The 25,523-nt window shown below is 48.1% G+C and carries 27 protein-coding genes, 1 tRNA gene, 1 other RNA gene and 1 other annotated feature; all 29 genes read left to right on the forward strand.

Annotated features, from left to right (window positions below):
* Nucleotides 1-218 precede the first annotated feature (218 nt).
* The 29 genes from rpoB (at nt 219) to rlmH (ending at nt 25,496) form a co-directional block, all read left to right on the forward strand.
* The gene (gene rpoB, locus G6R30_RS00320; protein ID WP_213820354.1) at nt 219-3,848 is read left to right on the forward strand and encodes a DNA-directed RNA polymerase subunit beta; all 3,630 of its coding nucleotides are present in this window, start codon (nt 219-221) and stop codon (nt 3,846-3,848) included.
* A gap of 22 nt (nt 3,849-3,870) precedes the next feature.
* Nucleotides 3,871-7,530, forward strand: coding sequence for a DNA-directed RNA polymerase subunit beta' (gene rpoC, locus G6R30_RS00325; RefSeq protein ID WP_213820356.1), 3,660 nt, complete (start codon nt 3,871-3,873; stop codon nt 7,528-7,530).
* Between the two features lie 105 nt (nt 7,531-7,635).
* Nucleotides 7,636-8,088 carry a hypothetical protein gene (locus G6R30_RS00330; RefSeq protein WP_213820358.1) on the forward strand — a complete coding sequence of 151 codons (453 nt, stop codon included), beginning with the start codon at nt 7,636-7,638 and terminating at the stop codon, nt 8,086-8,088.
* A gap of 206 nt (nt 8,089-8,294) precedes the next feature.
* Complete coding sequence (locus G6R30_RS00335; RefSeq protein ID WP_213820360.1) at nt 8,295-8,714, forward strand: Mini-ribonuclease 3; 420 nt, start codon at nt 8,295-8,297, stop codon at nt 8,712-8,714.
* Nucleotides 8,698-9,450, forward strand: coding sequence for a 23S rRNA (guanosine(2251)-2'-O)-methyltransferase RlmB (gene rlmB / locus G6R30_RS00340; protein WP_213820362.1), 753 nt, complete (start codon nt 8,698-8,700; stop codon nt 9,448-9,450). Before G6R30_RS00335 ends, rlmB begins: the two co-directional genes overlap by 17 nt.
* Nucleotides 9,451-9,488: 38 nt before the next feature.
* Nucleotides 9,489-10,079, forward strand: a complete 591-nt coding sequence (locus G6R30_RS00345; protein WP_213820364.1) for a hypothetical protein — start codon at nt 9,489-9,491, stop codon at nt 10,077-10,079.
* A 55-nt stretch (nt 10,080-10,134) separates the two neighbouring features.
* Nucleotides 10,135-10,284, forward strand: a complete 150-nt coding sequence (gene rpmG, locus G6R30_RS00350; RefSeq protein WP_010691445.1) for a 50S ribosomal protein L33 — start codon at nt 10,135-10,137, stop codon at nt 10,282-10,284.
* A 9-nt stretch (nt 10,285-10,293) separates the two neighbouring features.
* Entirely contained in the window at nt 10,294-10,470 is a 177-nt protein-coding gene (gene secE, locus G6R30_RS00355; RefSeq protein WP_010691446.1) for a preprotein translocase subunit SecE, read from the forward strand.
* 99 nt (nt 10,471-10,569) lie between these two features.
* Nucleotides 10,570-11,139, forward strand: a complete 570-nt coding sequence (gene nusG, locus G6R30_RS00360; RefSeq protein WP_213820366.1) for a transcription termination/antitermination protein NusG — start codon at nt 10,570-10,572, stop codon at nt 11,137-11,139.
* A 117-nt stretch (nt 11,140-11,256) separates the two neighbouring features.
* The gene (gene rplK, locus G6R30_RS00365) at nt 11,257-11,718 is read left to right on the forward strand and encodes a 50S ribosomal protein L11 (protein ID WP_213793142.1); all 462 of its coding nucleotides are present in this window, start codon (nt 11,257-11,259) and stop codon (nt 11,716-11,718) included.
* Complete coding sequence (gene rplA / locus G6R30_RS00370; protein ID WP_213820368.1) at nt 11,718-12,410, forward strand: 50S ribosomal protein L1; 693 nt, start codon at nt 11,718-11,720, stop codon at nt 12,408-12,410. Before rplK ends, rplA begins: the two co-directional genes overlap by 1 nt.
* 36 nt (nt 12,411-12,446) lie before the next feature.
* Nucleotides 12,447-12,565: a sequence feature (ribosomal protein L10 leader region), on the forward strand.
* 24 nt (nt 12,566-12,589) lie between these two features.
* On the forward strand, nt 12,590-13,111 hold the full coding sequence (rplJ, locus tag G6R30_RS00375) for a 50S ribosomal protein L10 (RefSeq protein WP_213820370.1): 522 nt from the start codon (nt 12,590-12,592) through the stop codon (nt 13,109-13,111).
* A gap of 44 nt (nt 13,112-13,155) precedes the next feature.
* Nucleotides 13,156-13,524, forward strand: a complete 369-nt coding sequence (gene rplL, locus G6R30_RS00380) for a 50S ribosomal protein L7/L12 (RefSeq protein ID WP_213793139.1) — start codon at nt 13,156-13,158, stop codon at nt 13,522-13,524.
* 72 nt (nt 13,525-13,596) lie between these two features.
* A complete protein-coding gene (locus G6R30_RS00385) occupies nt 13,597-14,223 on the forward strand; it encodes a class I SAM-dependent methyltransferase (RefSeq protein WP_213820372.1) in 627 nt (208 codons plus the stop codon).
* 1 nt (nt 14,224) lies between these two features.
* The gene (gene tadA / locus G6R30_RS00390) at nt 14,225-14,749 is read left to right on the forward strand and encodes a tRNA adenosine(34) deaminase TadA (RefSeq protein WP_420798106.1); all 525 of its coding nucleotides are present in this window, start codon (nt 14,225-14,227) and stop codon (nt 14,747-14,749) included.
* 67 nt (nt 14,750-14,816) lie between these two features.
* Nucleotides 14,817-14,903: signal recognition particle sRNA small type (gene ffs / locus G6R30_RS00395), an RNA gene on the forward strand.
* A gap of 42 nt (nt 14,904-14,945) precedes the next feature.
* Nucleotides 14,946-16,949 (forward strand): DNA polymerase III subunit gamma/tau, encoded by a 2,004-nt coding sequence (gene dnaX, locus G6R30_RS00400; RefSeq protein ID WP_213820374.1) that lies wholly within the window; start codon nt 14,946-14,948, stop codon nt 16,947-16,949.
* 14 nt (nt 16,950-16,963) lie between these two features.
* Nucleotides 16,964-17,569, forward strand: coding sequence for a recombination mediator RecR (gene recR, locus G6R30_RS00405; protein WP_213820376.1), 606 nt, complete (start codon nt 16,964-16,966; stop codon nt 17,567-17,569).
* 17 nt (nt 17,570-17,586) lie between these two features.
* On the forward strand, nt 17,587-17,832 hold the full coding sequence (locus tag G6R30_RS00410) for a DUF2508 family protein (RefSeq protein ID WP_338018318.1): 246 nt from the start codon (nt 17,587-17,589) through the stop codon (nt 17,830-17,832).
* 9 nt (nt 17,833-17,841) lie between these two features.
* Nucleotides 17,842-18,492 carry a dTMP kinase gene (gene tmk / locus G6R30_RS00415; RefSeq protein WP_213820380.1) on the forward strand — a complete coding sequence of 217 codons (651 nt, stop codon included), beginning with the start codon at nt 17,842-17,844 and terminating at the stop codon, nt 18,490-18,492.
* A gap of 2 nt (nt 18,493-18,494) precedes the next feature.
* Nucleotides 18,495-18,818 carry a cyclic-di-AMP receptor gene (locus G6R30_RS00420; RefSeq protein ID WP_213820382.1) on the forward strand — a complete coding sequence of 108 codons (324 nt, stop codon included), beginning with the start codon at nt 18,495-18,497 and terminating at the stop codon, nt 18,816-18,818.
* Nucleotides 18,818-19,777, forward strand: a complete 960-nt coding sequence (locus G6R30_RS00425; protein ID WP_213820385.1) for a DNA polymerase III subunit delta — start codon at nt 18,818-18,820, stop codon at nt 19,775-19,777. Before G6R30_RS00420 ends, G6R30_RS00425 begins: the two co-directional genes overlap by 1 nt.
* A 2-nt stretch (nt 19,778-19,779) precedes the next feature.
* Nucleotides 19,780-20,685: a 16S rRNA (cytidine(1402)-2'-O)-methyltransferase gene (gene rsmI / locus G6R30_RS00430; protein WP_213820386.1), complete on the forward strand. Its 906-nt coding sequence runs from the start codon at nt 19,780-19,782 to the stop codon at nt 20,683-20,685.
* The gene (locus tag G6R30_RS00435) at nt 20,678-21,421 is read left to right on the forward strand and encodes an acyl-[acyl-carrier-protein] thioesterase (RefSeq protein WP_213820388.1); all 744 of its coding nucleotides are present in this window, start codon (nt 20,678-20,680) and stop codon (nt 21,419-21,421) included. Before rsmI ends, G6R30_RS00435 begins: the two co-directional genes overlap by 8 nt.
* 12 nt (nt 21,422-21,433) lie before the next feature.
* Complete coding sequence (galE, locus tag G6R30_RS00440; protein ID WP_213820390.1) at nt 21,434-22,429, forward strand: UDP-glucose 4-epimerase GalE; 996 nt, start codon at nt 21,434-21,436, stop codon at nt 22,427-22,429.
* Between the two features lie 209 nt (nt 22,430-22,638).
* Nucleotides 22,639-23,514: an ROK family protein gene (locus G6R30_RS00445; RefSeq protein WP_213820392.1), complete on the forward strand. Its 876-nt coding sequence runs from the start codon at nt 22,639-22,641 to the stop codon at nt 23,512-23,514.
* Between the two features lie 88 nt (nt 23,515-23,602).
* A tRNA-Lys gene (locus G6R30_RS00450) sits at nt 23,603-23,675 on the forward strand.
* A gap of 49 nt (nt 23,676-23,724) precedes the next feature.
* The gene (locus G6R30_RS00455; protein WP_213820394.1) at nt 23,725-24,483 is read left to right on the forward strand and encodes a M15 family metallopeptidase; all 759 of its coding nucleotides are present in this window, start codon (nt 23,725-23,727) and stop codon (nt 24,481-24,483) included.
* Nucleotides 24,484-25,016: 533 nt separating this feature from the next.
* On the forward strand, nt 25,017-25,496 hold the full coding sequence (gene rlmH / locus G6R30_RS00460) for a 23S rRNA (pseudouridine(1915)-N(3))-methyltransferase RlmH (RefSeq protein ID WP_213820396.1): 480 nt from the start codon (nt 25,017-25,019) through the stop codon (nt 25,494-25,496).
* Nucleotides 25,497-25,523: the final 27 nt, after the last annotated feature.

A 25,523-nucleotide genomic window follows, 5' to 3' on the forward strand; every position in this document is an offset into this window, starting at 1 on the left:
CGTATAATAGTATTCAGTAACACTGTAAATAAATATGGCGGCTGGTGATCTATTGTCCATCAGAGCCCTTATAGCAGGCAAGGTCCGCGACTTTTTGAGTTGTGAGACTTGCTTTTTTTGTGCCTTACGGAGCAAAAATCGGGGCGAATTCGTCAATTTTTTCGAAAATTTTTATATTTATTTTGCATGAACAGTGAATTTTAGATGAGGTGATAAGTGTGGCAGGACATTTAGTAAAATACGGTAAATATCGTACCCGTCGGTCTTATTCGAAAATCAAGGAAGTCCTTGATCTTCCCAATTTGATCGAAGTGCAAACAGCATCTTACAAGTGGTTCCTTGATGAAGGAATCAAAGAGATGTTTAACGATATCATGCCAATTGAGGACTTCCAAGGAAACTTGTCTTTGGAGTACGTTGACTACCAATTGATGGAGCCAAAGTACAACATTGATGAAGCCCGTGAGCATGATGCAAACTATTCAGCACCGTTGCACGTGACGTTGCGCTTGACGAACAAGGAAACTGGTGAAATCAAGTCGCAAGACGTCTTCTTTGGCGATTTCCCATTGATGACGGAACAAGGTACCTTCATTATTAATGGTGCCGAACGTGTTATCGTTTCACAACTTGTCCGTTCACCTGGTATCTACTACAACCAGGAAGCGGATAAGAACGGTCGCCCACACTTTGGTACAACGGTTATTCCTAACCGTGGTGCTTGGTTGGAATACGAAACGGATGCCAAGGGTATCGCCAACGTTCGAATCGATCGTACGCGTAAGTTGTTGATGACGGAATTGGTTCGTGCCCTCGGATTCGGTTCAGACTCTGATATCTTGGATATCTTCTCTGATCAATACGATGCCTTGAACATGACTTTGGAAAAAGACGTGCACAAGAACATGTCCGACTCCCGTGTTGAAGAATCATTGAAGGACATCTACGAACGTTTGCGTCCAGGTGAACCTAAGACGGCCGACTCATCTCGTGCCCTCTTGGTTGCCCGCTTCTTTGATCCAAAGCGTTACGATTTGGCACCGGTTGGTCGTTACAAGATCAACAAGAAGTTGTCATTGAAGAACCGTTTGTTAAACCAGACCTTGGCTGAAACATTGGCTGATCCTGATTCTGGTGAAATCATTGCGGAAAAGGGAGCGGTTGTTGACAAGGCTGTGATGGCAAAGTTGGCACCATTCTTGGATAACCCTGACTTTAAGACGGTTTCGTACACACCATCTGGCGATGCCGTTTTGCAAGACGAAGTTGTCTTGCAAAAGATTAAGATTGAATCACCTGAAAACCCTGACAAGACGTTGCTTTTGATTGGTAACGGTCACTTGCCTGAAAACGAACACAACGTACGCCCAGCCGATATCATTGCCGGCATGAACTACTTCATGAACTTGCAAGAAAGTGTTGGTCAAGTGGACGATATCGATCACTTGGGTAACCGTCGTATTCGTTCAGTTGGCGAATTGTTGCAAAACCAGTTCCGGATTGGTTTGACTCGTATGGAACGTGTCGTTCGCGAACGGATGTCCATCCAAGACGCCGCAACCGTTACGCCACAGCAATTGATCAACATCCGTCCGGTTGTTGCGTCAATTAAGGAATTCTTTGGTTCATCACAGCTTTCACAGTTCATGGATCAGACCAACCCACTTGGCGAAATGAACCACAAGCGTCGTTTGTCAGCCTTGGGACCTGGTGGTTTGACTCGTGACCGTGCCGGCGTTGAAGTTCGAGACGTTCACTATACCCACTATGGCCGTATTGACCCAATCGAAACGCCCGAAGGTCCAAACATTGGTTTGATTAACTCCCTGGCCACTTATGGTCGTATCAACAAGTATGGTTTCATTGAAACACCATACCGCCGTGTTGATTGGGGAACACACAAGGTAACCGACAAGATTGATTACTTGACGGCCGATGAAGAAGATAACTACATCGTTGCCCAGGCCAACACGGAACTGGAAGATGATGGTTCCTTCGTTCACAACACGGCCATGGCCCGTTACGGTGAAGAAAACATCGAAACGCCAGTCGAAAAGATTGACTACGTCGACGTTTCGCCTAAGCAGGTTGTTTCGGTCGGAACTTCCGTTATTCCTTTCTTGGAAAACGATGATTCCAACCGTGCTTTGATGGGTGCCAACATGCAGCGTCAGGCCGTGCCTTTGCTCGACCCACACGCACCAATCGTTGGTACCGGTGTTGAATATAAGGCTGCCCACGATTCTGGTGCCGCCGTTATTTCAACGGCTGCTGGAGAAGTGGAATACGTTGATGCGAAGGAAATCCGCGTGCGTCGTGAAGACGGTCAGTTGGATACTTACGAATTGATGAAGTTCCGTCGTTCAAACGGTGGTAAAAACTATAACCAAAAGCCAATTGTCAAAGTCGGTGAACAAATCGATAACGATCAAGTTTTGGCCGATGGTCCATCAATGGAAAAGGGCGAATTAGCCCTTGGACAAAACCCTGTCATTGCCTTCATGACTTGGCATGGTTACAACTTCGAAGATGCCATCGTTTTGAACGAACGATTGGTCCGTGAAGACGTTTATACGTCAATTCACATCGAAGAATATGATTCAGAGGCCCGTGATACAAAGCTTGGCCCTGAAGAAATCACCCGTGAAATTCCAAACACTGGAGAAGAACAGCTCAAGGATTTGGATGAAAACGGTATTATCCGCGTCGGTGCGGAAGTAAAGGATGGCGACATCCTGGTTGGTAAGGTAACGCCGAAGGGTGTGACTGATCTATCAGCCGAAGAACGACTTTTGCACGCGATCTTTGGTGAAAAGGCTCGCGAAGTTCGCGATACGTCATTGAAGGTACCACACGGTGGTGGTGGTGTTGTGCAATCCGTTCGCGTCTTTACGCCTGAAAACGGTGATGAATTAGCCCCTGGTGTTAACCAGATGGTTCGTGTTTACATCGCTCAAAAGCGTAAGATTCAAGTCGGTGACAAGATGGCCGGTCGTCACGGAAACAAGGGTACTGTTTCAGTCGTTGTTCCTGAAGAAGACATGCCATACTTGCCAGATGGAACACCAATTGACATCTGTTTGTCACCCATGGGTGTGCCATCTCGTATGAACATTGGACAGGTTTTGGAATTGCACTTGGGTTACGCCGCTAAGAAGCTGGGTATCCACGTTGCTTCCCCTGTCTTCGATGGTGCTACTGATGATGAAATCGAAGAAGCTTTGGCCGAAGCTGGTTTGCCAGCTGATGGTAAGTCTGTCGTTTATGACGGTCAAACGGGTGAAGCCTTCGATAAGCGTGTTGCCGTTGGTGTCATGCACTACTTGAAGTTGGCCCACATGGTCGATGACAAGATCCACGCTCGTTCAATCGGTCCTTACTCCCTTGTTACGCAACAGCCTCTTGGTGGAAAAGCCCAGTTCGGTGGACAGCGTTTCGGAGAAATGGAAGTTTGGGCACTGGAAGCATATGGTGCTGCCTATACCTTGCAAGAAATCTTGACTTACAAGTCAGATGACGTTGCAGGTCGTGTCAAGGTTTATGAATCAATCATTAAGGGTGAAGCAATCCCTAAGCCAGGTGTACCGGAATCATTCCGTGTCTTGGTCAAGGAATTGCAGGCACTTGGATTGGACATGCGCGTCTTGAACCAAGAAGGTGAAGCCGTTCAATTGAAGCAAATGGATGAAGATGATTCCGTTTTGCCAGTGGACGCTTTGGAAAAGTTGGCTCGTACGAACCCCGACTTGTTAAACCGCGACGATGAAGAAGTCAAGGTTGCCTTTGATAAGGTGGATGGTCAACAAGAGACCCAAGAACAAAGCACCTTTAGCGACGAAGAACAATAATTTTAGAAAGGTGACCGAATAGATGGCAATCGATGTTAATAAGTTCGAATCTATGCAAATCGGTCTTGCTTCTCCTGATCAAATCCATGACTGGTCTCATGGTGAGGTTAAGAAGCCAGAAACGATTAACTATCGAACGTTAAAGCCTGAAAAAGACGGCTTGTTTGATGAACGAATCTTTGGGCCTACCAAGGATTACGAATGTGCCTGTGGAAAGTACAAGCGGATTCGTTATAAGGGAATCGTCTGTGACCGCTGTGGTGTTGAAGTTACTTCTGCCAAGGTTCGTCGCGAACGGATGGGTCACATTGAGTTGGCCGCTCCCGTTACTCACATCTGGTACTTCAAGGGTATCCCATCACGAATGGGCTTGGTCTTGGACATGTCACCACGATCATTGGAAGAAATCATTTACTTTGCTTCTTATGTAGTGGTTGACCCAGGTGATGCCCCCGTTGAAAAGAAGCGCCTTTTGACAGAACGCGAATACCGCGACTTGAAGAAGGAATACGGGGCAAACTTTAAGGCAGGAATGGGTGCCGAAGCCATCAAGGAATTGTTGGCCGACGTTGACTTGGCTGGTGAAGCCGCTGCCTTGAAGGCTGAATTACAAGAAGCAACTGGTCAAAAGCGTGTTCGTGCGGTTCGCCGTTTGGACATCATCGAGGCCTTCTTGCAATCTGACAACAAGCCAGAATGGATGGTCATGGATGTTATTCCAGTTATCCCACCTGACTTGCGTCCAATGGTTCAGTTGGAAGGTGGCCGTTTTGCCACTTCCGACTTGAACGACTTGTACCGTCGTGTGATTAACCGTAACAACCGTTTGAAGCGTTTGTTCGACTTGCATGCTCCTGGCATCATCGTTCAAAACGAAAAGCGTATGCTTCAAGAAGCCGTTGATGCTTTGATGGATAACGGTCGTCGCGGCCGTCCGGTTGCCGGACCTGGTAACCGTCCATTGAAGTCCCTTTCACACATGTTGAAGGGTAAGCAGGGACGTTTCCGTCAAAACTTGCTTGGTAAGCGTGTCGACTACTCTGGTCGTTCGGTTATCGATGTTGGCCCATTCTTGAAGATGAACCAAATGGGATTGCCACGTCCAATGGCAATCGAATTGTTCCGTCCGTTCATCATGAAGGAATTGACGGCCCGTGGTCTTGCTGGCAACGTGAAGTCTGCTAAGCGCAAGATCGACAAGGCTGACGAAGACGTTATGGACGTATTGGAAGACGTGATCAAGGAACACCCAGTTCTTTTGAACCGAGCACCTACCTTGCATCGTCTTGGAATTCAGGCCTTTGAACCCGTTTTGGTTTCAGGTAAGGCCATGCGTCTGCACCCATTGATCTGTGAAGCGTATAACGCCGATTTCGATGGTGATCAGATGGCCATTCACGTGCCTTTGTCTGATGAAGCACAGGCGGAAGCCCGTTTGCTGATGTTGGCCGCCGGCCACATCTTGGCACCAAAGGATGGAAAGCCAATCGTTGCCCCTTCTCAGGATATGGTGATCGGAAACTATTACCTGACGACTGAAGAAGCTGGCCGCGAAGGGGAAGGCATGATCTTCTCCTCTGTTGACGAAGCCCGTTTGGCCTTCGAAAACAAGTTGGTTCACTACCACACACGTGTTGGTATCCAAACTTCTTCATTCCCAGCAGAAAAGCCATTTACCGACGAACAACGCGGTAAGATTATGGTGACATCAGTTGGTAAGCTCTTCTTTAACGAAATCTTGCCAGTTGATTTCCCATACATTAACGAACCTTCTGATGAAAACTTTGAAGGCATTTCGGACGACTTCTTCATGGAAGCCGGCGAAAACATCCACGACTTCTTGGATGAAAAAGACGTAATTAAGCCATTTAAGAAGGGCTTCTTGTCTGACATCATCGCTGCGGTTTACAAGCAATACAAGGTAACGGAAACGTCCTTGCTCTTGGACCGTATGAAGGATATCGGTTATGACATCTCAACCAAGTCTGGTTTGACGGTTGCCATGACCGACGTAACGGAATTGGCCGACAAGCCAGAAATCTTGGAAAACGCCCACAAGGAAGTGGCAACGGTAACCAAGCAATTCCGTCGTGGTTTGATTACAGACGCTGAACGTTACCAGCGTGTGATCGAAATCTGGTCAAAGGCCAAGGATGTTATCCAAGACGAATTGATCCAGACCTTTGATCTCCGTAACCCAATCTACATGATGCAGGATTCCGGAGCTCGTGGTAACATTTCGAACTTCGTTCAGTTGGCTGGAATGCGTGGTTTGATGGCCGGACCTGGTGGTAAGATTATCGAATTGCCAGTTACATCGAACTTCCGTGACGGCTTGACGGTTATGGAAATGTTTATCTCAACCCACGGTGCCCGTAAAGGTATGTCCGATACGGCCTTGAAGACGGCCAACTCAGGTTACTTGACCCGTCGTTTGGTCGATGTTGCCCAGGACGTTATCGTGCGTGAGTATGACAATGGTTCTGACCGCGGTGTCCAAGTCGCAGCCATTACCGATGGTTCATCAATCGTTGAACCATTGTACGACCGTATCCTCGGTCGTTACGCGATGAAGACGGTCTTTGATCCGGAAACTGGTGAAAAGATTGTTTCTCGTAACGAGATGATTGATGAAATCGCTGCTAAGAAGATTGATGCAGCGGGTATTGAAGAAGTCACGATTCGCTCTGTCTTCACTTCAACGACGGAACACGGTGTTTCGGTTCTTGACTATGGTCGTAACTTGGCTACTGGTGAAGAAGTTGAAGTTGGTGAAGCCGTTGGTACGGTTGCTGCCCAGTCAATCGGTGAACCTGGTACTCAGTTGACCATGCGTAACTTCCACACGGGTGGTGTTGCCGGTGGAAACGATATCACGCAAGGTTTGCCTCGTGTGCAAGAAATTGTTGAAGCACGTATCCCGAAGGGACGCGCTGAAATTTCTGAAGTAACGGGTAAGATTACATCAATCGAAGAAAACCCAGCCGAACGGACAAAGGACGTCACGATTGAAGGCGAGACTGACACTCGGACTTACACGTTGCCTTTGACTGCTCGTATGCGCTTTGGTGAAGGCGACTTTATCAAGCGTGGTGAAGCGATTAACGAAGGACCAATTGATCCTAAGGAATTGCTGGCCGTGACGGATACATTGACGACAGAATCTTACATGCTGTCTGAAATTCAAAAGGTTTACCGTTTGCAGGGTATCGAAGTTTCCGATAAGCACATCGAAGTAATGATTCGTCAGATGCTTCGTAAGGTGCGTGTCATGGATCCAGGTCAAACGGACTTGCTTCCAGGAACACTTTTGGATATTGCTGACTTTAAGCGGGCAAACGAACCAGCACTCTTTGCTGGTAAGGTTCCTGCCACAGCACGTCCTGTCTTGCTTGGAATTACAAAGGCTGCCTTGGAGACGAACTCCTTCTTGTCAGCCGCTTCCTTCCAGGAAACGACTCGTGTCTTGACGGATGCCGCTATCCGCGGAAAGAACGACCCATTGGTCGGACTTAAGGAAAATGTTATCATTGGTAAGATTATTCCTGCCGGAACGGGTATGACGGAATACCGGAAGATCAAGCCTGAAGTTGTTGGCGAAGTCGTGGCAAAGCCCGACGAACCAGCCACTGAAATTGAATCATTAGACGACGTGGCCCAGAAGATGGACCAAGAAGACTAATCTAAATGGCCAGTTGGCGCATCGAAGGGTGTGCGAACTGGCTTTTTTATTGAGGCAATGAGCAAAATAGAGTAGACTAGAGAGTAGATAGTAAAGGAGGCTAGTATGGCACAAGTGAAAATTGACTGGGTCGATTGGGTAAAGAAGTGCTCGAAAAAGCAACTTTGGAGCATTGCCATCGGACCAGCTATTCTCGTCCTTATCTTATTCATCTGGCGAATTAAGTCTGGTAGTTCGGAATACGAAACGAATTGGTTTGCCTACGCCTTGGCCATCTACTATGCCTTGGCATTCAGCCCCGCAGGGGAGCAAATCCAGTACCGGCTCTTTCCTAAGGCCATTCCGCACAACCAATATCAAGTAACCAACTGGTCGCAGTGGACGCAAGCCCTGATGGCGAGCGTGGTGCTGTTGATTTTGGCCCTGTTGATTTGGCCACCACAAAACCAAGGTGAGATTGCGGTTCACGTCATTTCAGCCGTTGTCTTAGGATTCGTGGCGATGTGGTCATGGCGCTGGTTTAACGGGATTAAAGCCCAACGACAGTCGAAAAAATAAAGGTTAAAAGGCCCAGTCTGGCGCGTTTTTCAGACTTGGGTTCTTTTTACGTCACGGAGAACTTTTTTATTAGGCATAACTCATGAAAAAGTCTTAAAACGGTCAGTTATGACAAAAAAACCAATCTTTTGAACGCACGGCTGGGTAATCGACCATTTTGGCATTACACTAAGGGCGTTCGAAGAGTTGATGATTGAAGAGAAAAAATGGAAAAACTCGATTACGAACAAATGAATGGGTTGTCTCTTGCTTACATTGGTGATGCCATCTATGAAATCAAAGTCCGCACCCACCTGCTCCACACTGGCTTAACGAAGGTCAACGACCTCCAAAAAAAGTCCCGCCACTACGTTTCTGCCAAAGCCCACGCTGCCATCTTTGACCAGATGAAAAAAGCGGCTTACCTGACAGAAGAGGAGTTGCACTACTTTAAGCGGGGGCGTAACGCTAAGTCGTATACGAAGGCCAAGAACACGAATGTTGTGGCCTATCGGATTTCCACCGGTGTTGAAGCGATGGTGGGCTATCTTTACCTATCTGGGCAAAGCGAGCGGCTAGAAGAAATGATGCAATGGATTTATCAACAAGTGGAAAACGGGAGTGCAGACGATGCCAAAACAAAGTGAACAGGCTTTTATTTACGGACACCACGCGGTAATTGAGGCCTTAAAGGGCGATCAGAGTTTGAACAAACTCTGGATCCAAACGGGACTCAACCCACGCTTGGCACAAGAAGCAACCAAGTTGGCGAAGGACCGTGGTTTGGTCATTACTCAGGGGCCAAAGGGGAAACTAGATGAATTAGCCGATCGCGGAAATCATCAAGGCTTGGTGCTTTCGGTTGCCGCCTATGATTATGCAGAGTTAGACGACTTGTTTGACAAGGCAGAAGCAGCAGGTGAAGCGCCCTTTTTCCTCATTTTAGATGAGATTGAAGACCCTCATAACTTGGGCTCCATTATGCGAACGGCCGATGCTGCCGGCGTACACGGTATCATTATTCCCAAGCGTCGATCCGTGCAGTTGACTGGAACAGTTGCCAAGGCCTCAACCGGGGCCATTGAACACGTGCCGGTTTGTCGGGTAACCAACCTGGTTCAGACGGTTAAGACACTGAAAGACCGGGGATTATGGGTTTTTGGCACGGATATGAACGGCCAGGATTACCGAACGTGGGATGCGAAGGGCGCCACCGCCTTGATTATTGGAAACGAGGGGAAGGGAATCTCACCCTTACTCAAGAAGCAGGTTGATGCCATGTTGACGATTCCAATGATTGGCCATGTTCAGTCCTTGAATGCGTCGGTTGCGGCTTCACTGTTGATTTACCAAGCCTTTGGTACGAGACATCCTAAAAATTAGGTAGGCCCTCGTTGCCTACCGAAATTCGGGAGGTAACCATGGGGAAGGATTTTTTGCTGCCGGCAGTTGTGGCAGCACAACGGGGGCACGAATGTGCCTATTGGCTGTTAAAAAGCGCGACGGTGGGGTTGGTCAAACGATTGTATGAAGAACGAATCGCTGGCCTGCTTCCGTACGATGATTGGGAATCGGAATCGTTGGTCGTGTTATTAAACGCCGTTCGTTGCTTTAGCGTCAACGATCAAAGGGCGCGTTTTTCAACCTATTACACGCAGGCTTTGATCAATCGGGCAACGGATTTAAAACGAAAAGAGAGTAGCCAAAAGGAGCACTTTCGAGGACAAATGATTCCCTATGAAACCGTGGGGAGCACACAAGAAAACATTCAAATTAGTGGGGAAAATCCCGAAGAGTTGTTCCTATTAAAAGACACGCTTGAACGTCTTGTTCTGAGAAAGGGCCAGACTTATGCCATCGGTGTTGCGCGTTTGAGTGGCCATGCGCCTTTGAAAAAACGGCTGACAGGCCAAGAAAAGCGGCAGCTGGAACAAGTTCAGTATCATTTCAAAAAAGTCTTGCAGGATGCCCTTTTGACAGACAGGCCTGAGATTGATTCGCTGAAGGACTGAGCTTGCTTGTTCTCCTATGGGAATCGTGCTATGATAACAGGAAGTGAGGTTTACTATGCCTAGTCAAAAAGCATCGTTAGCCTGTGACGTTTGTGGTTCGAGAAACTACACGGTGACTTTGTCAAAGGGCCGTACAGAACGTCTGGGTGTTAATAAATTCTGTCCGCACTGCGGAAAACATACCTTCCATCGGGAAACTAAGTGAGGTTTTTTCATGATTACTTATTTTAAAAACGTGGCTTCAGAAATGAAGAAAGTGACCTGGTTATCATGGGCACAAACGAATCGTGAAACGATCGCTGTGATTGCAATGTCAATTCTTTTCGGAGTGTTGATTGGGGCCTTTGATTGGGTCTTGAAGCAAGGTGTTAATTTCTTGGTGGCACACTAAGAAAAGCTGTAGTATACTAAAAACAGCCGAAAAAGAGTCGTTTGACTCTTTTTTATTTACCAATCATTCAAAGGAGGGCGGGCTAGAGCTCGCGGCATTATGACGGATTCAATCGAAAAAGCATGGTTTGTTGTGCACACTTACTCAGGATATGAACACAAGGTTCAAGCAAACTTGGAATCACGTACACAAACGATGGGGATGGCGGACCAAATTTTCCGCATCTTGGTACCGGAACAAGAAGTTGCGACCGTACAAGACGGTGAAGTGAAGACTTCGATTGAAAACGACTTTCCTGGTTATGTTTTGGTCGAAATGGCCACGCCACAAGATGGCAACATGACGGATGAAGCTTGGTACGTTGTTCGTAACACGCCAGGCGTTACTGGATTCCTTGGTTCGCACGGTGCCGGTTCAAAGCCCAACTCATTGTTGCCTGAAGAAGTTGATTTGCTGATGAAGCGAATGGGCATGACGGGTGAAAAAGTCGTGGACTTAGACGTTGAAGTTGGCCAAACCATCAAGATTGTTGCCGGACCATTCAACGGAATGGAAGGGGTTATCCGCTCCATCGATCCCGAAAAGCAAGAAGTCGAAGCAACCGTTGAAGTCTTCGGACGCGAAACACCAACGGAACTTGGCTTTAACGATATCGACACCAATATCTAATCAAAAAAGGCCCTTTACGAGAGGGCCTTTTTTTGTTAAAATAATAGGGCATGTCAAAGACATGTGTGGAAGTAGCACTGAAGCTACGCGATACCACAACACGAGGAGGAAAATATCGTGGCTAAAAAAGTTATCAATGTTGTGAAACTGCAAATTGCCGCTGCTAAAGCAACGCCAGCTCCACCAGTTGGACCTGCTTTGGGACAAGCCGGTATTAACATTGCACAGTTTACTAAGGAATTTAACGCACGGACTGCTGACCAAGCTGGTTCAACAATCCCTGTTGAAATTTCTGTTTTCGACGATCGTTCATTCGAATTCGTTACGAAGACGCCACCAGCAGCCGACCAATTGCGTAAGATCGTTGGTAAGGGTTCTGGTGAACCAAACAAGACCAAGTGTGGTAATGTTACCCTTGATCAAATCCGTGCCATTGCGGAAAACAAGATGGCCGATTTGAACGCAAACGACATCACAGCTGCCATGAAGATGATCGAAGGTACTGCCCGTTCAATGGGTGTTACAGTCGACGGTGTGGACTTGACTGTTGATGGAACAGCAATCAAGGAGGAAGCATAATGACTACTAAGCATGGAAAGAAGTATTTAGAAGCCGCAGCCAAGGTTGAAGCCGAAAAGGCCTACAACTTGACTGAAGGTGTTTCCTTGTTGAAGGAAGTTTCATACGCAAACTTCGACGCTTCTGTCGAATTGACGTTCAAGTTGAACGTTGATACTCGTCAAGCTGACCAACAACTCCGTGGCGCCGTGGTTTTGCCAAACGGTTCTGGTAAGGATAAGAAGGTTGTTGTCTTCGCACAAGGTGACAAGGCAAAGGAAGCCGAAGCCGCTGGTGCTGACTTTGTTGGCGCTGCTGACTTGGTTCAAAAGATCCAAGACGGTTGGTTGGACTTCGACGTTGCCATTGCAACGCCTGACATGATGGCCCAAGTTGGTCGCGTGGGTCGTGCATTGGGTCCTAAGGGATTGATGCCAAACCCTAAGACTGGTACGGTTACCATGGATGTTAAGAAGGCCGTTTCTGACGCCAAGGGTGGTCAAGTGACCTACCGTACTGATCGTGACGGAAACGTTGCGGTTACTGTTGGCCGTGTATCATTTGATGATGCAAAGTTGGCAGAAAACATCAAGGCAATCGCTTCTGTTATCTTGAAGGCTCGTCCAGCCGCCGTTAAGGGAACTTACGTTTCAAACGTGGCTTTGGCCTCAACGATGTCACCAGCCGTTACCTTGGATGTTACTTCTCTTTAATTGACAGCCGTCAATTAACCTGTTAGACTAACAAAGTAAATAAAATCAATTTTGCCTAAGACTCAGGTGGTGCTTGCACCTTAATCTCCTGCCGAGGAAGTTATGAAATTAACTGACCCGTCTGTCTTTTGGCAGGCGGGTTTCTTTTGCAAAAAAATCTTGAGGAAGGAGAATTTCACATGAGTGAACAAGCTATTGCTTTAAAGGCGCAAAAGGTTGCTGAGATCGCTGACCAGTTCAAGAACTCAACTTCTGCCGTTGTTGTTAACCCCCGTGGTTTGACCGTTGCGGAATCAACTGACTTGCGTCACCAATTACGTCAAGAAGGTGTCGTATTGGAAGTTATCAAGAACAAGGTTCTTGTTCGTGCTTCTAAGGACGCTGGCTTTGAAGAATTGAACGATTTGTTTGCTGGTCCTACGGCCGTTGCCTTCTCTGAAGATGACGCCGTTGCCCCTGCACGCATTTTGAAGAAGTACGCCGACGCTAACGAAAAGCTCGTTATCAAGGGTGGTGTGATCGATGGATCTGTTGTATCAATCGAAGACATCAACAAGTACGCTTCATTGCCTTCACGTGAAGGTTTGCTTGGTCAATTGATGGCCGAGTTCCAGTTCCCAGTCCGGAGCTTTGCTTATGCTGTTAAGGCATTGCAAGAAAAGAAGGAAGCGGAAGGCGAAACTGCCGAAGCTGCCGAATAAGTTTGACTTATTACTAAACATTTATAAATTGGAGGAAATTAATCATGGCTTTTGATAAAGACGCGATTATCGCATCATTGAAGGATGCAACGATTTTGGACTTGGCTGACTTGGTTTCAGCTATCGAAGAAGAATTTGACGTTTCAGCTGCTGCTCCTGTAGCCGCTGCTGGTGCTGCTGGTGCCGACGGTGCCGCTGCAAAGTCAGACTTCGACGTTGAATTGACTTCTGCAGGTACTGCAAAGGTTAAGGTTATCAAGGCAGTTCGCGAAGCAACTGGTCTTGGTTTGAAGGAAGCAAAGGACTTGGTTGACAACGCACCTTCTGTCATCAAGGAAGCTGTTCCTGAAGCAGATGCCAACGCAATGAAGGAAGCTTTGGAAGAAACTGGTGCCTCAGTTACTTTGAAGTAATTCATAAAAGAAGAGCACTTCGTGCTCTTTTTTTGTACATAAATGCAACTTTTGTATATTAAGGAGAAAAACATGGGCGAAAAAGTAGGCGGGCAGCAGTATTTCACGGCCGATCCAACGGCGGAACACGATTACCAAAACTTTGACTTTGAATTGTTAGGTCAAAAGCTCCATTTTCAAACCGATGCCGGTGTCTTTTCAAAGAAAACGATTGATTTTGGTACACGAGTGATGCTTGACGCTGCCGCTGATCAGGAATTTGTTGCTGGAAAAGTCTTAGATTTAGGCTGTGGTTACGGACCAGTTGGCAATGCTGTCGCGAAGGCTTGGCGGCGTCAAGTCGACATGGTCGATGTTAACGATCGTGCGCTGGATTTGGCGAAGAAGAACTGTGAACGAAACGGCCTTGCAGATAAAACCCAGGTATTTCAATCGTCGATTTACGATCAAGTTGTGGATAAGTACGCGCTAATCCTGGTTAATCCCCCAATTCGCGCCGGGAAAACCGTCGTCACCGCCATGCTTCAAGACGCAACAAAGCATCTGCTTCCAGGCGGGGCCATCGTTGCGGTTTTGCAGAAAAAGCAGGGGGCGCCATCGGCACAAAAGAACCTCGAAGCCGTTTTCGATGATGTGTCGGTCATTGGTAAGAAGAAGGGCTACTTTGTCTTAATGGCAAAGTCACCCAAGGAGGATTGAGATGGCTTCGGTTCCGACTTTGTCATCGACTGACATAAAAACCTTCATGACCGCTGCCTTAGAAGAGGCGAAAAAGGCTGGTGCGCGAGGAGAAGTGCCCATTGGAGCAGTTATCGTCAAAGATGGTGAGATCATCGCTTCGACCGGTAACCGGCGGGAAGAAGATCAGAAGACGGATGCCCACGCCGAGATGCACGCCATTTTGGCGGCAAACGAAAAGCTTGGCAGTTGGCGCCTGGAAGATACCGCGCTCTTCGTTACGTTGGAGCCCTGCCTGATGTGTGCGGGAGCGATTTTGAACGCGCGGATCCCCCTCGTTTACTTCGGGGCCCAAGATAAGAAGGCCGGTGCGGTGACTTCACTTTACTCGGTTTTTGATGACGACCGACTAAATCACCAGGTCAAAGTCATACCGGGTGTTCTGAAGGATGAATCAGCAGCACTTTTGAAGGACTTTTTCCGAGGTTTGCGCGCCAAACAGAAGGCGAAGAAGCGGGCGGCAAAAGAGAACGAACACTTGTCTTAAAAGGGGCATTTTTACGATAAAAATCGTCGTAGAAGTTTGCGCAGGGTCGTAAACTTCGATATAATAAAGAAGCAGGCAAAGGTTTTCTTTCGAACCGAGTCAGGACAGAGATGTAGCAGCTCTAAGATTGCTTGACCTTGTGCTTGTGTACATAGCAAAACCGCCTTGGGGCGGCTTTTTTTGTAAGGGAGAAACGATGGCTTATCAAGCACTGTACCGGGTATACCGGCCAAAGACTTTTTCAGAAATGGTTGGCCAAGAGGTCATTACCAAAACACTGCAAAACGCCATTGATAAGAAACAGACTGGCCACGCCTACTTGTTTGCAGGACCGCGAGGAACTGGAAAGACGTCGGCAGCCAAAATTTTTGCGCGCGAAGTCAACGGTATTCCAGCCGACCAGGCCGGACAGTCGCAGCCCGACATCATCGAAATCGATGCCGCTTCGAACAACGGTGTGGATGAAATTCGGTCGATTCGCGATTCAGCCAACTACGCCCCCATCGAGTCGCCCTATAAAATTTACATCATTGATGAAGCGCACATGCTGTCAACCGGTGCCTTTAACGCCTTGTTAAAGACCTTGGAAGAGCCGCCAGCACAGGTGAAGTTCATTTTAGCAACCACCGAAATTCAAAAGATGCCGGCAACGATTTTGTCTCGAACGCAGCGTTTTGAGTTTAAGCGTCTATCGAACCAAACGATTAAAGGCCGTCTTGAAGAAATTTTGAAGACTGAAAAGCAAGCATACGAAGAGGCGGCTTTGGACGTGGTGGCGACGGCGGCCGAAGGTGGAATGCGTGACGCCTTATCCATCATGGATCAAGTCATTGCCTTCGGACCCGAAAAGGTGACGGTTCAAAACGCCCTAACCGTAACGGGTTCTGTCGATATCGAGCAGGTGTTAACTTACTTGCACCAAGTGTTGGCGGGCCAAACCGCCCAGGCACTCGAAACCTTGTCGGAGATTCTCCTTTCGGGTAAGGATGCCAACCGCTTCCTGTCGGATTTAATTGCGACTTTACGTGATGTGATGCTGGTTGATTTGGCACCTGATTTGGTCAAAGCAAAGGCCAAAGAGGATGAACTAAAGGCTTTTTTGGCTGAAACGAGTCAGCAACAGATTCAAGAAATGCTACAGGTCATTGATCGTATCAAAACCGCTTTGACACAGTCACTGCAGTCAGATATCTATCTGGAGATTTTGACCGTCCAATTGGCCGAAAAGAATTCGGATCAAGTTGAAAAAGCCTCGACTGAAAAGGTGAATGCAAAAGCTGCACCAGTTAGCGATCAAGAAAGTTCATCAACAAAGCAAGAGCCAAAGACAAAACCAATCCCAACAGTTTCTTCGGCCGAACAAAAGGGCGAAGGAGTAGCCGCTTCAAATCTGTCAGATGTACCAGACGTAGAAGAGTCGACTGATCAAGCAACTGTTGAAGAAGGTCCTGATGATGCCGCTGCTTTGTCGAACGAACAGGCAGCTAGCCCACAATCAACAACGACAGCAGAGCCAGTATCAACAGCCGCTGCCGCCCCAGTCGCTGCCGCTGTAGAAACAGCTGAAGAGAAAGCCGTTGCCAAAGCACCGGCGGCTGAAGAATCAGTAACGACTGCTGCAACAGCTGCCTCAAATTCGACGCCTTCTGATCGAAGCCAAACTTCGCCGGTTGCCGATTGGCAGTTGACGATTTATACGGGTAACGAACCCGTACAGGCAGTTTTGGCCAAGGCGAAGCGCGATCAACTGAACAAGATTCAATCGGATTGGAAGCGCGTGGTTGCTGAAATGCCCGTCAAGGATCAGGCGGTCTTGCAAACGGCAGAACCAGTGGCTGCCTCAATGGAGGCGACTGTTTTGGCCTTTGATTATCCTGCTTTGCAGGATAAGGCTGAAAAGGATAATGCTTTGCAGGGACAACTGGCCAATGCCCTTCATCAGATGGGCTTGCCCACGACTTTGGTCATGCGAAGCCAGGATCAGTGGCAAAGTGATCGAGCGGATTATGTGAAGGCGTTGAAGGCAGGCCAAGTCGTCAAAATTGCCCTTTCGGATTTGACCGCCACAACGGTGGTTCAGGCAGCAGCCGGTGAGCAAAAGAGTCCAGAAAGAAAAGTTGAAAAAAGCGCGCAAGACGATGTCGTTTCAGCTGCAAAGGCGCTTTTCGGGGATGACCTTGTTCAAGTGAAAGAAGACTAAACAAAGGAAGTATCATGCAGTATCCAGAACCAATTGCAAAACTAATTGATTCCTATTCAAAGTTACCTGGAATTGGTGCGAAAACGGCGTCCCGGTTGGCCTTTTATACCCTGTCCATGGACCAAGACGACGTGCTGAACTTTTCGAAAAACCTGGCATCTGCCAAAGAGTCGATTACTTTTTGTGAAATTTGCGGTAATATTACCAGTAAGGACGAAAATCCTTGTGCGATCTGCACGGATCCATCAAGAGACCGGTCAACCGTTTTAGTTTTGCAAAATCCAAAAGACGTCATGGCCATGGAACAGACGCAGGAGTACCACGGCCTTTACCACGTGCTAAACGGTGTGATTTCGCCGGCCGCGGGAACGGGCCCGGAGGATATTAATCTGCCTTCTTTAATCCGTCGTTTATCAAAGGATGATGAAATTAAAGAAGTGATTGTGGGGACCAACGCCAATACCGATGGTGAGGCAACGGCCATGTACATTGCCCGGTTAGTGAAACCAGCCAATATCAAAGTCACCCGCTTGGCCTCCGGCCTGGCGGTTGGATCAGACATTGACTACGCTGACCAACTCACCTTGATTAAGTCAATTGAAGGTAGGAATGAACTGTGATCTTTAAGAAAAAACCAGTGAAACACCAAAATATTAAGGCGGAGTACGACAAGATTCTCTTAGATGAAGTCAACCACGCCCGCACCGACTTTCACCAAGCCCAGGACTCGGAAACGGCCCTGGTTGATTCCCGTGTGAACGGGCACATGGTGCAGGCCCAAACGGCCCTGAAGAAGGTCCGCTTTACCTACTTGTACCGGGAGGCCAAGCGGCGTAAGACCGTTGCGTCGGATTTGCGCCTTTACCACCCGGTGGATGATTAAGGGGGAGCCATGACAACGCCAAACTTTATTTCATTTGAAGGGCCAGAGGGTGCCGGGAAGACAACGGTGATTCAAGCAGCCCTGCCCGAAATCGAGCGGATTAGCCAAAAGAAGGTTTTATTGACTCGCGAACCGGGTGGAAACAAGATGGCCGAGGCGATTCGTGACCTGTTGAAGGCACAGACCAATCCGGCGATTGATCCCTGGACAGAGGTCTTCTTACTGGCTGCTTCACGACGTGAGCACGTGGTGCAAACTATTTTACCGGCCCTTTCGAAAGACCAGGTTGTGGTTTCCGACCGTTACCTTGATTCGTCTCTTGCTTATCAAGGCGGTGGCCGTGGTTTGGGTCAGTCGGCCGTACAAGAGATTAATGACTTCGCCATTGCTGACCCGAAAACAAAACAACCGGTGCTACCGGCACTGACCATTTACTTAGACTTACCGGTTGAGATCGGTTTGGAGCGGATTTTTCAAAACCGTACGGACAAGATTGATCGAATGGACAAAGAAGACGTGCTTTTCCACCAAAAAGTGCGCGCAACCTACCTGGATTTGGCAAAGGAGAACCCGGAGAGAATCAAGGTGGTTGATGCCAGTCAATCAAAGGCTGACGTATTAAAAGACGTCAAAGCGATAATTGCTGAATATTGGAGGTAGACATGAAACTGATTAATGCCATTGTACAAGATAAAGATGCCACGAAGTTAGCCAACGCACTCGTTAAGGCGAAGATTCAGGCGACCCGCCTATCAACGTCGGGTGGTTTCCTGCGTTCTGGGAACACGACTTTTCTAGTGGCCATTGATGACGAACGAGTACAAGAAGTGCTTGATATCATCAAGGAAGTTTCGCAAAAACGTAAGCAGTTCATGGTCCCACCAATGGGCGTTGAAGGCGAACGTGCGGCGGCCTTTCCAGTTGAAATCGAAGTTGGTGGAGCCACGGTCTTCACGCAAACGATCGATGACTTTTACCAGTTCTAATGGCGGCTTCTAAAAAGTCCGCTGACAAGCAGGGGAGTGAGTCGGCTGTTTTTGAAATGGCCGATTTTTTCGACCAGGCAAAGGCGGCGTATCCGGATAATTTTGCTCAGTTAGCACAGGCTGTCGAAGAAGATCGCCGCTCCCACCTTTATTTGTTGGCGGGTCCTGGGGATGAAGAAAAGTTAGCCCTAGCGCTGAGTTTTGCCCAGCTTGCTTTTGGCCAAAACGATGAGGCTAGTCAGGCCCGCATTGGGAAGCTGGATCACCCTGATTTGGTGACGGTTTTACCCGAAAAGAAGGGCGCGGCCATTAAAATTAGTCAGATCCGGGCCATTGTGCCTGAATTGACGACCACGTCCTTGGAAGCGCCGGTCAAAGTCTTCATTATTGATCGAACGGAAACGCTGACAACGGCGGCAGCCAACGCGCTTTTGAAGTTTATTGAGGAACCGGCTGGCCCCCAGCTAATCATCTTGTTGGCGGATAAAGCCGAAGATGTCTTACCAACCATCGTTTCCAGAGCCCAGGTTGTCCACCTGCAGCCTAGTCCCGCAGTCGCTGAAAAGGCGGCGGCGAGCTTGGCCGCCTTTCAAGACGAGGTGCAACCCTTGGTTTTTAAGTGGTTTGAAAAAGTCGTTGCCAGAGACGTGTCGTCCATGGCTTACTTGCAAACCACACTCATTAAAAAGATTAGTGAAAAGGACCGGGAAGAGGCCGTCTTACTTTGGCTGCAGCAGTTGAGTCGGGACCTTTTAATGGCAAAGACCTTGCCGGAACCAACCCTTTATTTTAAGCAGTTAACCGGTTTTTACCAACAGGCCAATAGCCGCTATAGTCGCGAGCAACTCCAGCAACTACTGACGACTTTTTTGGCCGTTGACCAACTAAAAAAGGTGCAAATCGCCTTTCAATCAAAATTAGAAAAGTTGGCACTTGAAAGTGCCATTCTCTTGGGATAAGCATGCAAAGACAACAGTCCTTTACAACTCATGAAAGCGGCACGCTCTACTTGGTCGGGACGCCGATTGGCAATTTGTCCGACATGACGAACCGTGCCATTGAGGTATTGTCCTCCGTTGATCTGATTGCTGCAGAGGATACGCGGCACACGCAACTTCTGCTCAACTACTTTGAAATCAAAAACGAGAAGACCTCCTTACATGAACATAACTGGCAGGAAAAGGCGCCAGAGCTAGTGGCAAAACTGCTGGCCGGGCAATCGATTGCCCAGGTTTCAGACGCTGGTCTACCCTCGATTTCTGATCCAGGGAAAGAGCTGGTCGCTCAGGCAATTGCGGCGGGCATTCCCGTTGTGCCGGTTCCCGGTGCTTCGGCAGGGATTACGGCGCTCATCGCCTCTGGCTTAGTCCCACAGCCCTTTTACTTTCACGGGTTCTTACCGCGAAAGAAGCAAGAGCAGCAAGAAGCACTCGAAGCGCTTTCCTGGCGACCTGAAACCATGATTTTTTACGAGGCACCCCACCGGCTGAAGAAGACGCTGGCAAACATTGTGGCGGTCTACGGTGAAAAGAAACGACTGGTGCTGGCTCGCGAGTTGACGAAGCGCTACGAGGAATTTCTGCGGGGAACGGCCCAAGAGGCGCTCGACTGGGCAGAGCAAGAAGAGGTTCGCGGTGAATTTGTCTTGTTAATTGAAGGGAACGCGAACGGTAGCGGCTTGCCGGTACAGGCGGCAGACAGCAGCGCGCTTCTCCAGGCCGAAGAGGACCCGGAAGCAGCGGTCCAATCCTTGATCGATCAGGGCTTGAAACCAAATGCCGCCATTAAGCAAGTTGCTAAAGACAGCGGCAAAAGTCGCCAAGAAATCTACAAAATTTATCATCATATCGAGGAAGAAAATGGCTGATATTTATTCCATAGAACGACCCGTTGAATACTATCAAGTGGACTTAACACGAAAACTGTCCCTGGCAATGATGCTCAACCTCGCCATTTTGTGTTCAAGAATGCAGGGCGAGCATCTCAAGGTCGGCTATCGCGAAACCGACCGTCGCGGCCTTGGCTGGGTGATTCTCCAATATGACGTCAAGATTTTGCGTCGACCAAAACTGGGGGAACAGATCACCATTGAAACGAAGGCGGGCGAATGGGGTTCCTACTTTGCCAAGCGTGGCTTCTACTTTAAGGATGCGGCTGGTGAAGTCATTGTTGACATGGACTCCCTTTGGGCCCTGATTGACTTGGATAGCCGTCGCATGATTAAGTTGCCGCTTGACCTGGTGCAGCCATACGGCGGCGAGGAAAAGAAGCGCTTGGAAAAGATGGTGCGAATTCCAAAGATTAAGGACGAACCCGTCGAAATGGATAAGCCATATCAAGTTCGCTTCTTAGACATCGATGGCAATCGTCACGTCAATAATTCCAAGTACCTGGAATGGATGGTCGATGTCTTGCCCCTCGACTTTTTGAAGGGACACGAGCCCACCGGCTTTTCCATTCGTTATGAAAACGAAGTGCACTATGGCCACCAAGTTGATTCTCAGGTCATAATGGGCGATAATGAAACAAAGCACCGCGTCTTAAACGGTGATAAAACGGCAGCAGAGGCCATTATTCACTGGGCCGACGCGCAGGATAAATAAGCGAGGACAGACATGTCAGTATTAGTTTTGGGTGGTGCCGGCTACATCGGTTCCCACATGGTTCGTCAATTGTTGGCTAATGGCCAAGATGTGGTCGTGGTTGATAATTTGGTCAAGGGGCACCGTGCGGCGGTAGCACCAGAAGCCAAGTTCTACGAAGTGGATATTCGTGATAAAAAGGCCCTTTCCGAAGTCTTTGATAAGGAAGATATCGAGGCCGTTGTGCACTTTGCGGCTTTTTCAATCGTGCCCGAATCCGTTGCGGAACCATTGAAGTATTTTGATAACAACACGGCCGGCATGGTGACCTTGCTCGAAGTGATGAAGGAACACGACGTGAAGAAAATCGTCTTCTCATCAACGGCAGCCACCTATGGGAACCCGGTCAACATTCCAATTAAGGAAACGGACCCACAAAACCCCATCAATCCCTATGGTGAATCCAAGTTGATGATGGAAAAGATGATGGCTTGGGCTGATTCTGCTTATGACATTAAGTGGGTCGCCTTGCGCTACTTTAACGTGGCGGGGGCCATGCCGGATGGTTCGATTGGGGAAGACCACGGACCAGAAACGCACTTGGTTCCAATCATTTTGCAGGCCGCTTCCGGTCAGCGTGATTACATTGAAATGTTCGGGGATGATTACAATACGCCGGACGGCTTTAACGTCCGTGACTATGTCCACGTTGTTGACTTGGCCGATGCCCACATCTTGGCTTTGAATTATTTGAAGGCTGGCAAGCCATCTGCCCAGTTCAACCTTGGTTCAGCCACTGGCTTCTCCGTTAAGGAGATGGTCGAAGCGGCGCGTAAGGCAACGGGTGTTAACATCGAGGCCAAAGTTGGCCCACGTCGTGCGGGGGATCCTGATATCCTGGTTGCTGACTCAACGGCTGCACGTGAAGTGCTTGGCTGGAAGCCAAAGTACGATAACGTCGAAGACATTATCAAGACGGCCTGGAAATGGGTTGAAAAGCACCCAAAGGGCTATGACGATAAGAAGTAATAAAAAACCAGCTGCGGCTGGTTTTTTATTTGCTTCAGCGGGCGACTTTGAGAGGTAATAGACCAAAAATAGTCGAATTGTCCTTTTTCTTGGTTTTATCTGACTTTATGGCCTAGACCAGTTTGTAAAATCAAGCCTTTCCACTATTGTTTGCGCTTCAAAAAGACTTTATAATATGTAGTGCAAATACGAGAGGAAAGGGCGTCACTATGTCATTATTAGGCGCAATTGAAGCGGGCGGCACGAAGTTCATCTTAGCCGTCTGCGATGAAGATTTTAAGATAATTGATCGAACGGTTTTAAAAACCGAGGATGGACCAGCAACCTTAGCCAAGGTCACCGTTTACTTCGATCGTTTTCCAGACATCGCGGCGGTCGGTGTTGCCGCCTTTGGACCGATTGATCTGAACCCACAGTCGACGTCCTATGGTTACGTGCTCGACACGCCAAAGGCCGGCTGGGCAAATTTTGATTTTTTGGGCTATCTAAAAAAATGGCGCGACATTCCTTACTATTGGACGACGGATGTGAATGGCTCGGCTTGGGCCGAATATCGTCACGGGGCCAACTCCGAAGTGAAGTCACTGCTTTATTTGACGGTTGGAACGGGTGTCGGAGCGGGAATCATCGTTAACGGCCAATTACTGTCAGGTTTTGGCCATCCGGAAGCAGGGCATATCATGATTCAAAAGAATCCAGAGGATCACTATGCCGGACATTGTCCATTTCATCAGGACCGTTGTTTAGAGGGCCTGGCCTCCGGACCAGCCATGGAAGACCGCTGGGGCCTTTCCGCCAAGGAGTTGGTTGACGACCATCCGGCCTGGCGAATCGAAGCCGATTATCTAGCCCAGGCAGCCATGACCTATACGACGATTTTGCGGCCCGACCGGATTGTCTTTGGTGGTGGTGTTAACCACCGTGAGGTATTACTCCCCCTTGTCCGAAAGCGTTTCTCGGAGTTGATGGCGGGTTATCTCGCGACGCCGAATGTCGACGATTACCTTGTTCCCGTTGCTAACGGGGATGACGCGGGGATTCTTGGTTGCTTTTACTTAGCAAAGTCCGCATTGACAAGGGCTTGAAAGATGAAAAAAGGGTCGAAATCAACGAAAAAACCTTGTCAGTCTAATCAAGCTATGGTATGATATCTTTTGTTGATATAGACACCATGGTCAGTTAGCTCAGTTGGTAGAGCAACGGACTCTTAATCCGTGGGTCCAGGGTTCGAGCCCCTGACTGACCATCCCAAGGACCGGCTATGCCGGTCCTTTTTTTGTACATAGGAGGAAGACATGTCTAAGAAAAGAAATTGGCTGATTGGCCTTGTGGCGATCGTGATTATTGTTTTCGGCGCTAGTCTCTTTTATTTTAAAGAAGCGAATAAAAGTCAAAGTACTGGGCAAAAGACCAGCAGTTCGTCCAAAACAAAGTTGACTAACCTGCCCAAGGGCGTGAAGTCAACGGACTGGGATTTAGTGCTCGTGAATAAGTGGCACCCCCTTTCTTCTGAAATGAACTTCGAGAAGGCAACGGTATCGGGGGCAACGGTTGATGCACGAATCAAGCAGGCCGTACTTGATATGCAAAACGGCGCACGAGCAGCAGGCTATCTGACGAACCTCATTTCTGGTTACCGATCCATTCAATACCAACAAGAGGTCTTTGCGAACGTGAAGAAGAACAATCTGGCTCAGGGGATGACCGACGAACAGGCGCAAAAGGCGACGGCGGCGGTTGTACAGGAGCCGGGCTCTTCCGAACACCATACGGGTCTGGCCATTGATATTGCCGGTAGCGATGCCTTTGAAAAGTATCCAAACCTGGAAGCCAACATGGATCAGTTTGCTTCCCAGCAGTGGCTGATTAATCATGCAGCCGATTACGGCTTTGTCTTGCGTTATCCGAAGGAAAAAAGCCAGATTAAGCAAACGGGAATCGATTATGAATCCTGGCACTTCCGCTACGTTGGGGTTGCCAACGCGAATTATATGAAAGCACACAACCTGACGCTCGAGGCCTACGTGAAGGCTTTGAAGGCAGCTGGCCGATAAGAGAAAGCGGGATCGAGAGGTCCTGCTTTTTTCTTTTGTCATGCTTTTGTAAAAGTCAAGGAGGACCAATCACCTCTTTTCAACTAGACCAATAAAAGAATGCCTGTTCGGTTGTTTTAGGCGGATGCTTGTGTATCATTTCTTTACAAAATGACCCGTTCGTCTTTTTTGTTTTCCTTTAACCTTCGTTTAACCTAAATTAGCGCTTTCGACTCTCAAAAAGGGAGTAAAAACCGAAGGATTGAAAGGGAAAAACGACCGAACAAATGTGCTTATCAACAGCTGTGGATAAGTCTGTGGATAAAATCCGCCAATCGGGGATAAATGGCTTAAATAGGCGTTTTTTGACTTTTGAAAACTTCTTGGCAAAAAGAGGGTGAAAAAGAATAAAATTGTGGATAACTAGAAGAAAATGCGACGGTAAGCGGCCTTTTTCCCAGAATTTCTTGAGATAACTGTGGATAAGTCGGTGGATAAGTATTGTTTTCGGGGATAACTTTTGGGCTTAGACCAAAAAGAAAGTGGAGAATTTAATGAAAATTAAAGTTGTAACAGTGGGGAAATTAAAGGAAAAGTACCTCAAAGATGGGATTGCTGAATACGCGAAACGGCTCCAACGTTTTGCCAAAGTCGAATTAATCGAACTCGCTGATGAGAAGACGCCCGAAAAGGCTTCTGATGCGGAAAATCAAGAAATTATGGCCAAGGAAGGGGAGCGCATTTGGGCCAAGATTGGTGAACGTGACTACGTCGTTGTTTTGGCCATTGAGGGTAAGCAACTCCCATCCGAAAAGTTATCCCAAACGTTGGAGGCGGCCAAACTTTCCGGACACGGTACGCTAACCTTTGTTATTGGTGGATCGCTCGGATTAACAGCAAAAATTAAAAAACGGGCCGATCTCTTGTTATCCTTTGGTCTGTTGACCCTACCCCACCAATTGATGCGCTTAGTCTTGATGGAACAAATTTATCGAGCTCAGATGATTGCGGTCGGATCGCCTTATCACAAATAAAAAAAGCCAGACGTTGTCTGGCTGTTG

The sequence above is a fragment of the Fructobacillus parabroussonetiae genome, from assembly GCF_018437265.1.
GTDB lineage: Bacteria > Bacillota > Bacilli > Lactobacillales > Lactobacillaceae > Fructobacillus > Fructobacillus parabroussonetiae.

Excerpts from the sequence above, each read along its gene's own strand:
- rlmB (WP_213820362.1), top strand. The coding sequence starts at position 8,698 with ATGCCAAAACAAAGTGAACAGGCTTTTATTTACGGACACCACGCGGTA.
- dnaX (WP_213820374.1), top strand. The coding sequence starts at position 14,946 with ATGGCTTATCAAGCACTGTACCGGGTATACCGGCCAAAGACTTTTTCA.
- G6R30_RS00385 (WP_213820372.1), top strand. The coding sequence starts at position 13,597 with ATGGGCGAAAAAGTAGGCGGGCAGCAGTATTTCACGGCCGATCCAACG.
- rplA (WP_213820368.1), top strand. The coding sequence starts at position 11,718 with ATGACTACTAAGCATGGAAAGAAGTATTTAGAAGCCGCAGCCAAGGTT.
- rlmH (WP_213820396.1), top strand. The coding sequence starts at position 25,017 with ATGAAAATTAAAGTTGTAACAGTGGGGAAATTAAAGGAAAAGTACCTC.
- rpmG (WP_010691445.1), top strand. The coding sequence starts at position 10,135 with ATGCCTAGTCAAAAAGCATCGTTAGCCTGTGACGTTTGTGGTTCGAGA.
- G6R30_RS00335 (WP_213820360.1), top strand. The coding sequence starts at position 8,295 with ATGGAAAAACTCGATTACGAACAAATGAATGGGTTGTCTCTTGCTTAC.
- recR (WP_213820376.1), top strand. The coding sequence starts at position 16,964 with ATGCAGTATCCAGAACCAATTGCAAAACTAATTGATTCCTATTCAAAG.
- rsmI (WP_213820386.1), top strand. The coding sequence starts at position 19,780 with ATGCAAAGACAACAGTCCTTTACAACTCATGAAAGCGGCACGCTCTAC.
- G6R30_RS00345 (WP_213820364.1), top strand. The coding sequence starts at position 9,489 with ATGGGGAAGGATTTTTTGCTGCCGGCAGTTGTGGCAGCACAACGGGGG.
- tadA (WP_420798106.1), top strand. The coding sequence starts at position 14,225 with ATGGCTTCGGTTCCGACTTTGTCATCGACTGACATAAAAACCTTCATG.
- G6R30_RS00455 (WP_213820394.1), top strand. The coding sequence starts at position 23,725 with ATGTCTAAGAAAAGAAATTGGCTGATTGGCCTTGTGGCGATCGTGATT.
- G6R30_RS00445 (WP_213820392.1), top strand. The coding sequence starts at position 22,639 with ATGTCATTATTAGGCGCAATTGAAGCGGGCGGCACGAAGTTCATCTTA.
- galE (WP_213820390.1), top strand. The coding sequence starts at position 21,434 with ATGTCAGTATTAGTTTTGGGTGGTGCCGGCTACATCGGTTCCCACATG.
- rplL (WP_213793139.1), top strand. The coding sequence starts at position 13,156 with ATGGCTTTTGATAAAGACGCGATTATCGCATCATTGAAGGATGCAACG.
- G6R30_RS00420 (WP_213820382.1), top strand. The coding sequence starts at position 18,495 with ATGAAACTGATTAATGCCATTGTACAAGATAAAGATGCCACGAAGTTA.
- G6R30_RS00435 (WP_213820388.1), top strand. The coding sequence starts at position 20,678 with ATGGCTGATATTTATTCCATAGAACGACCCGTTGAATACTATCAAGTG.
- tmk (WP_213820380.1), top strand. The coding sequence starts at position 17,842 with ATGACAACGCCAAACTTTATTTCATTTGAAGGGCCAGAGGGTGCCGGG.
- G6R30_RS00330 (WP_213820358.1), top strand. The coding sequence starts at position 7,636 with ATGGCACAAGTGAAAATTGACTGGGTCGATTGGGTAAAGAAGTGCTCG.
- G6R30_RS00425 (WP_213820385.1), top strand. The coding sequence starts at position 18,818 with ATGGCGGCTTCTAAAAAGTCCGCTGACAAGCAGGGGAGTGAGTCGGCT.
- secE (WP_010691446.1), top strand. The coding sequence starts at position 10,294 with ATGATTACTTATTTTAAAAACGTGGCTTCAGAAATGAAGAAAGTGACC.
- rpoC (WP_213820356.1), top strand. The coding sequence starts at position 3,871 with ATGGCAATCGATGTTAATAAGTTCGAATCTATGCAAATCGGTCTTGCT.
- nusG (WP_213820366.1), top strand. The coding sequence starts at position 10,570 with ATGACGGATTCAATCGAAAAAGCATGGTTTGTTGTGCACACTTACTCA.
- rplJ (WP_213820370.1), top strand. The coding sequence starts at position 12,590 with ATGAGTGAACAAGCTATTGCTTTAAAGGCGCAAAAGGTTGCTGAGATC.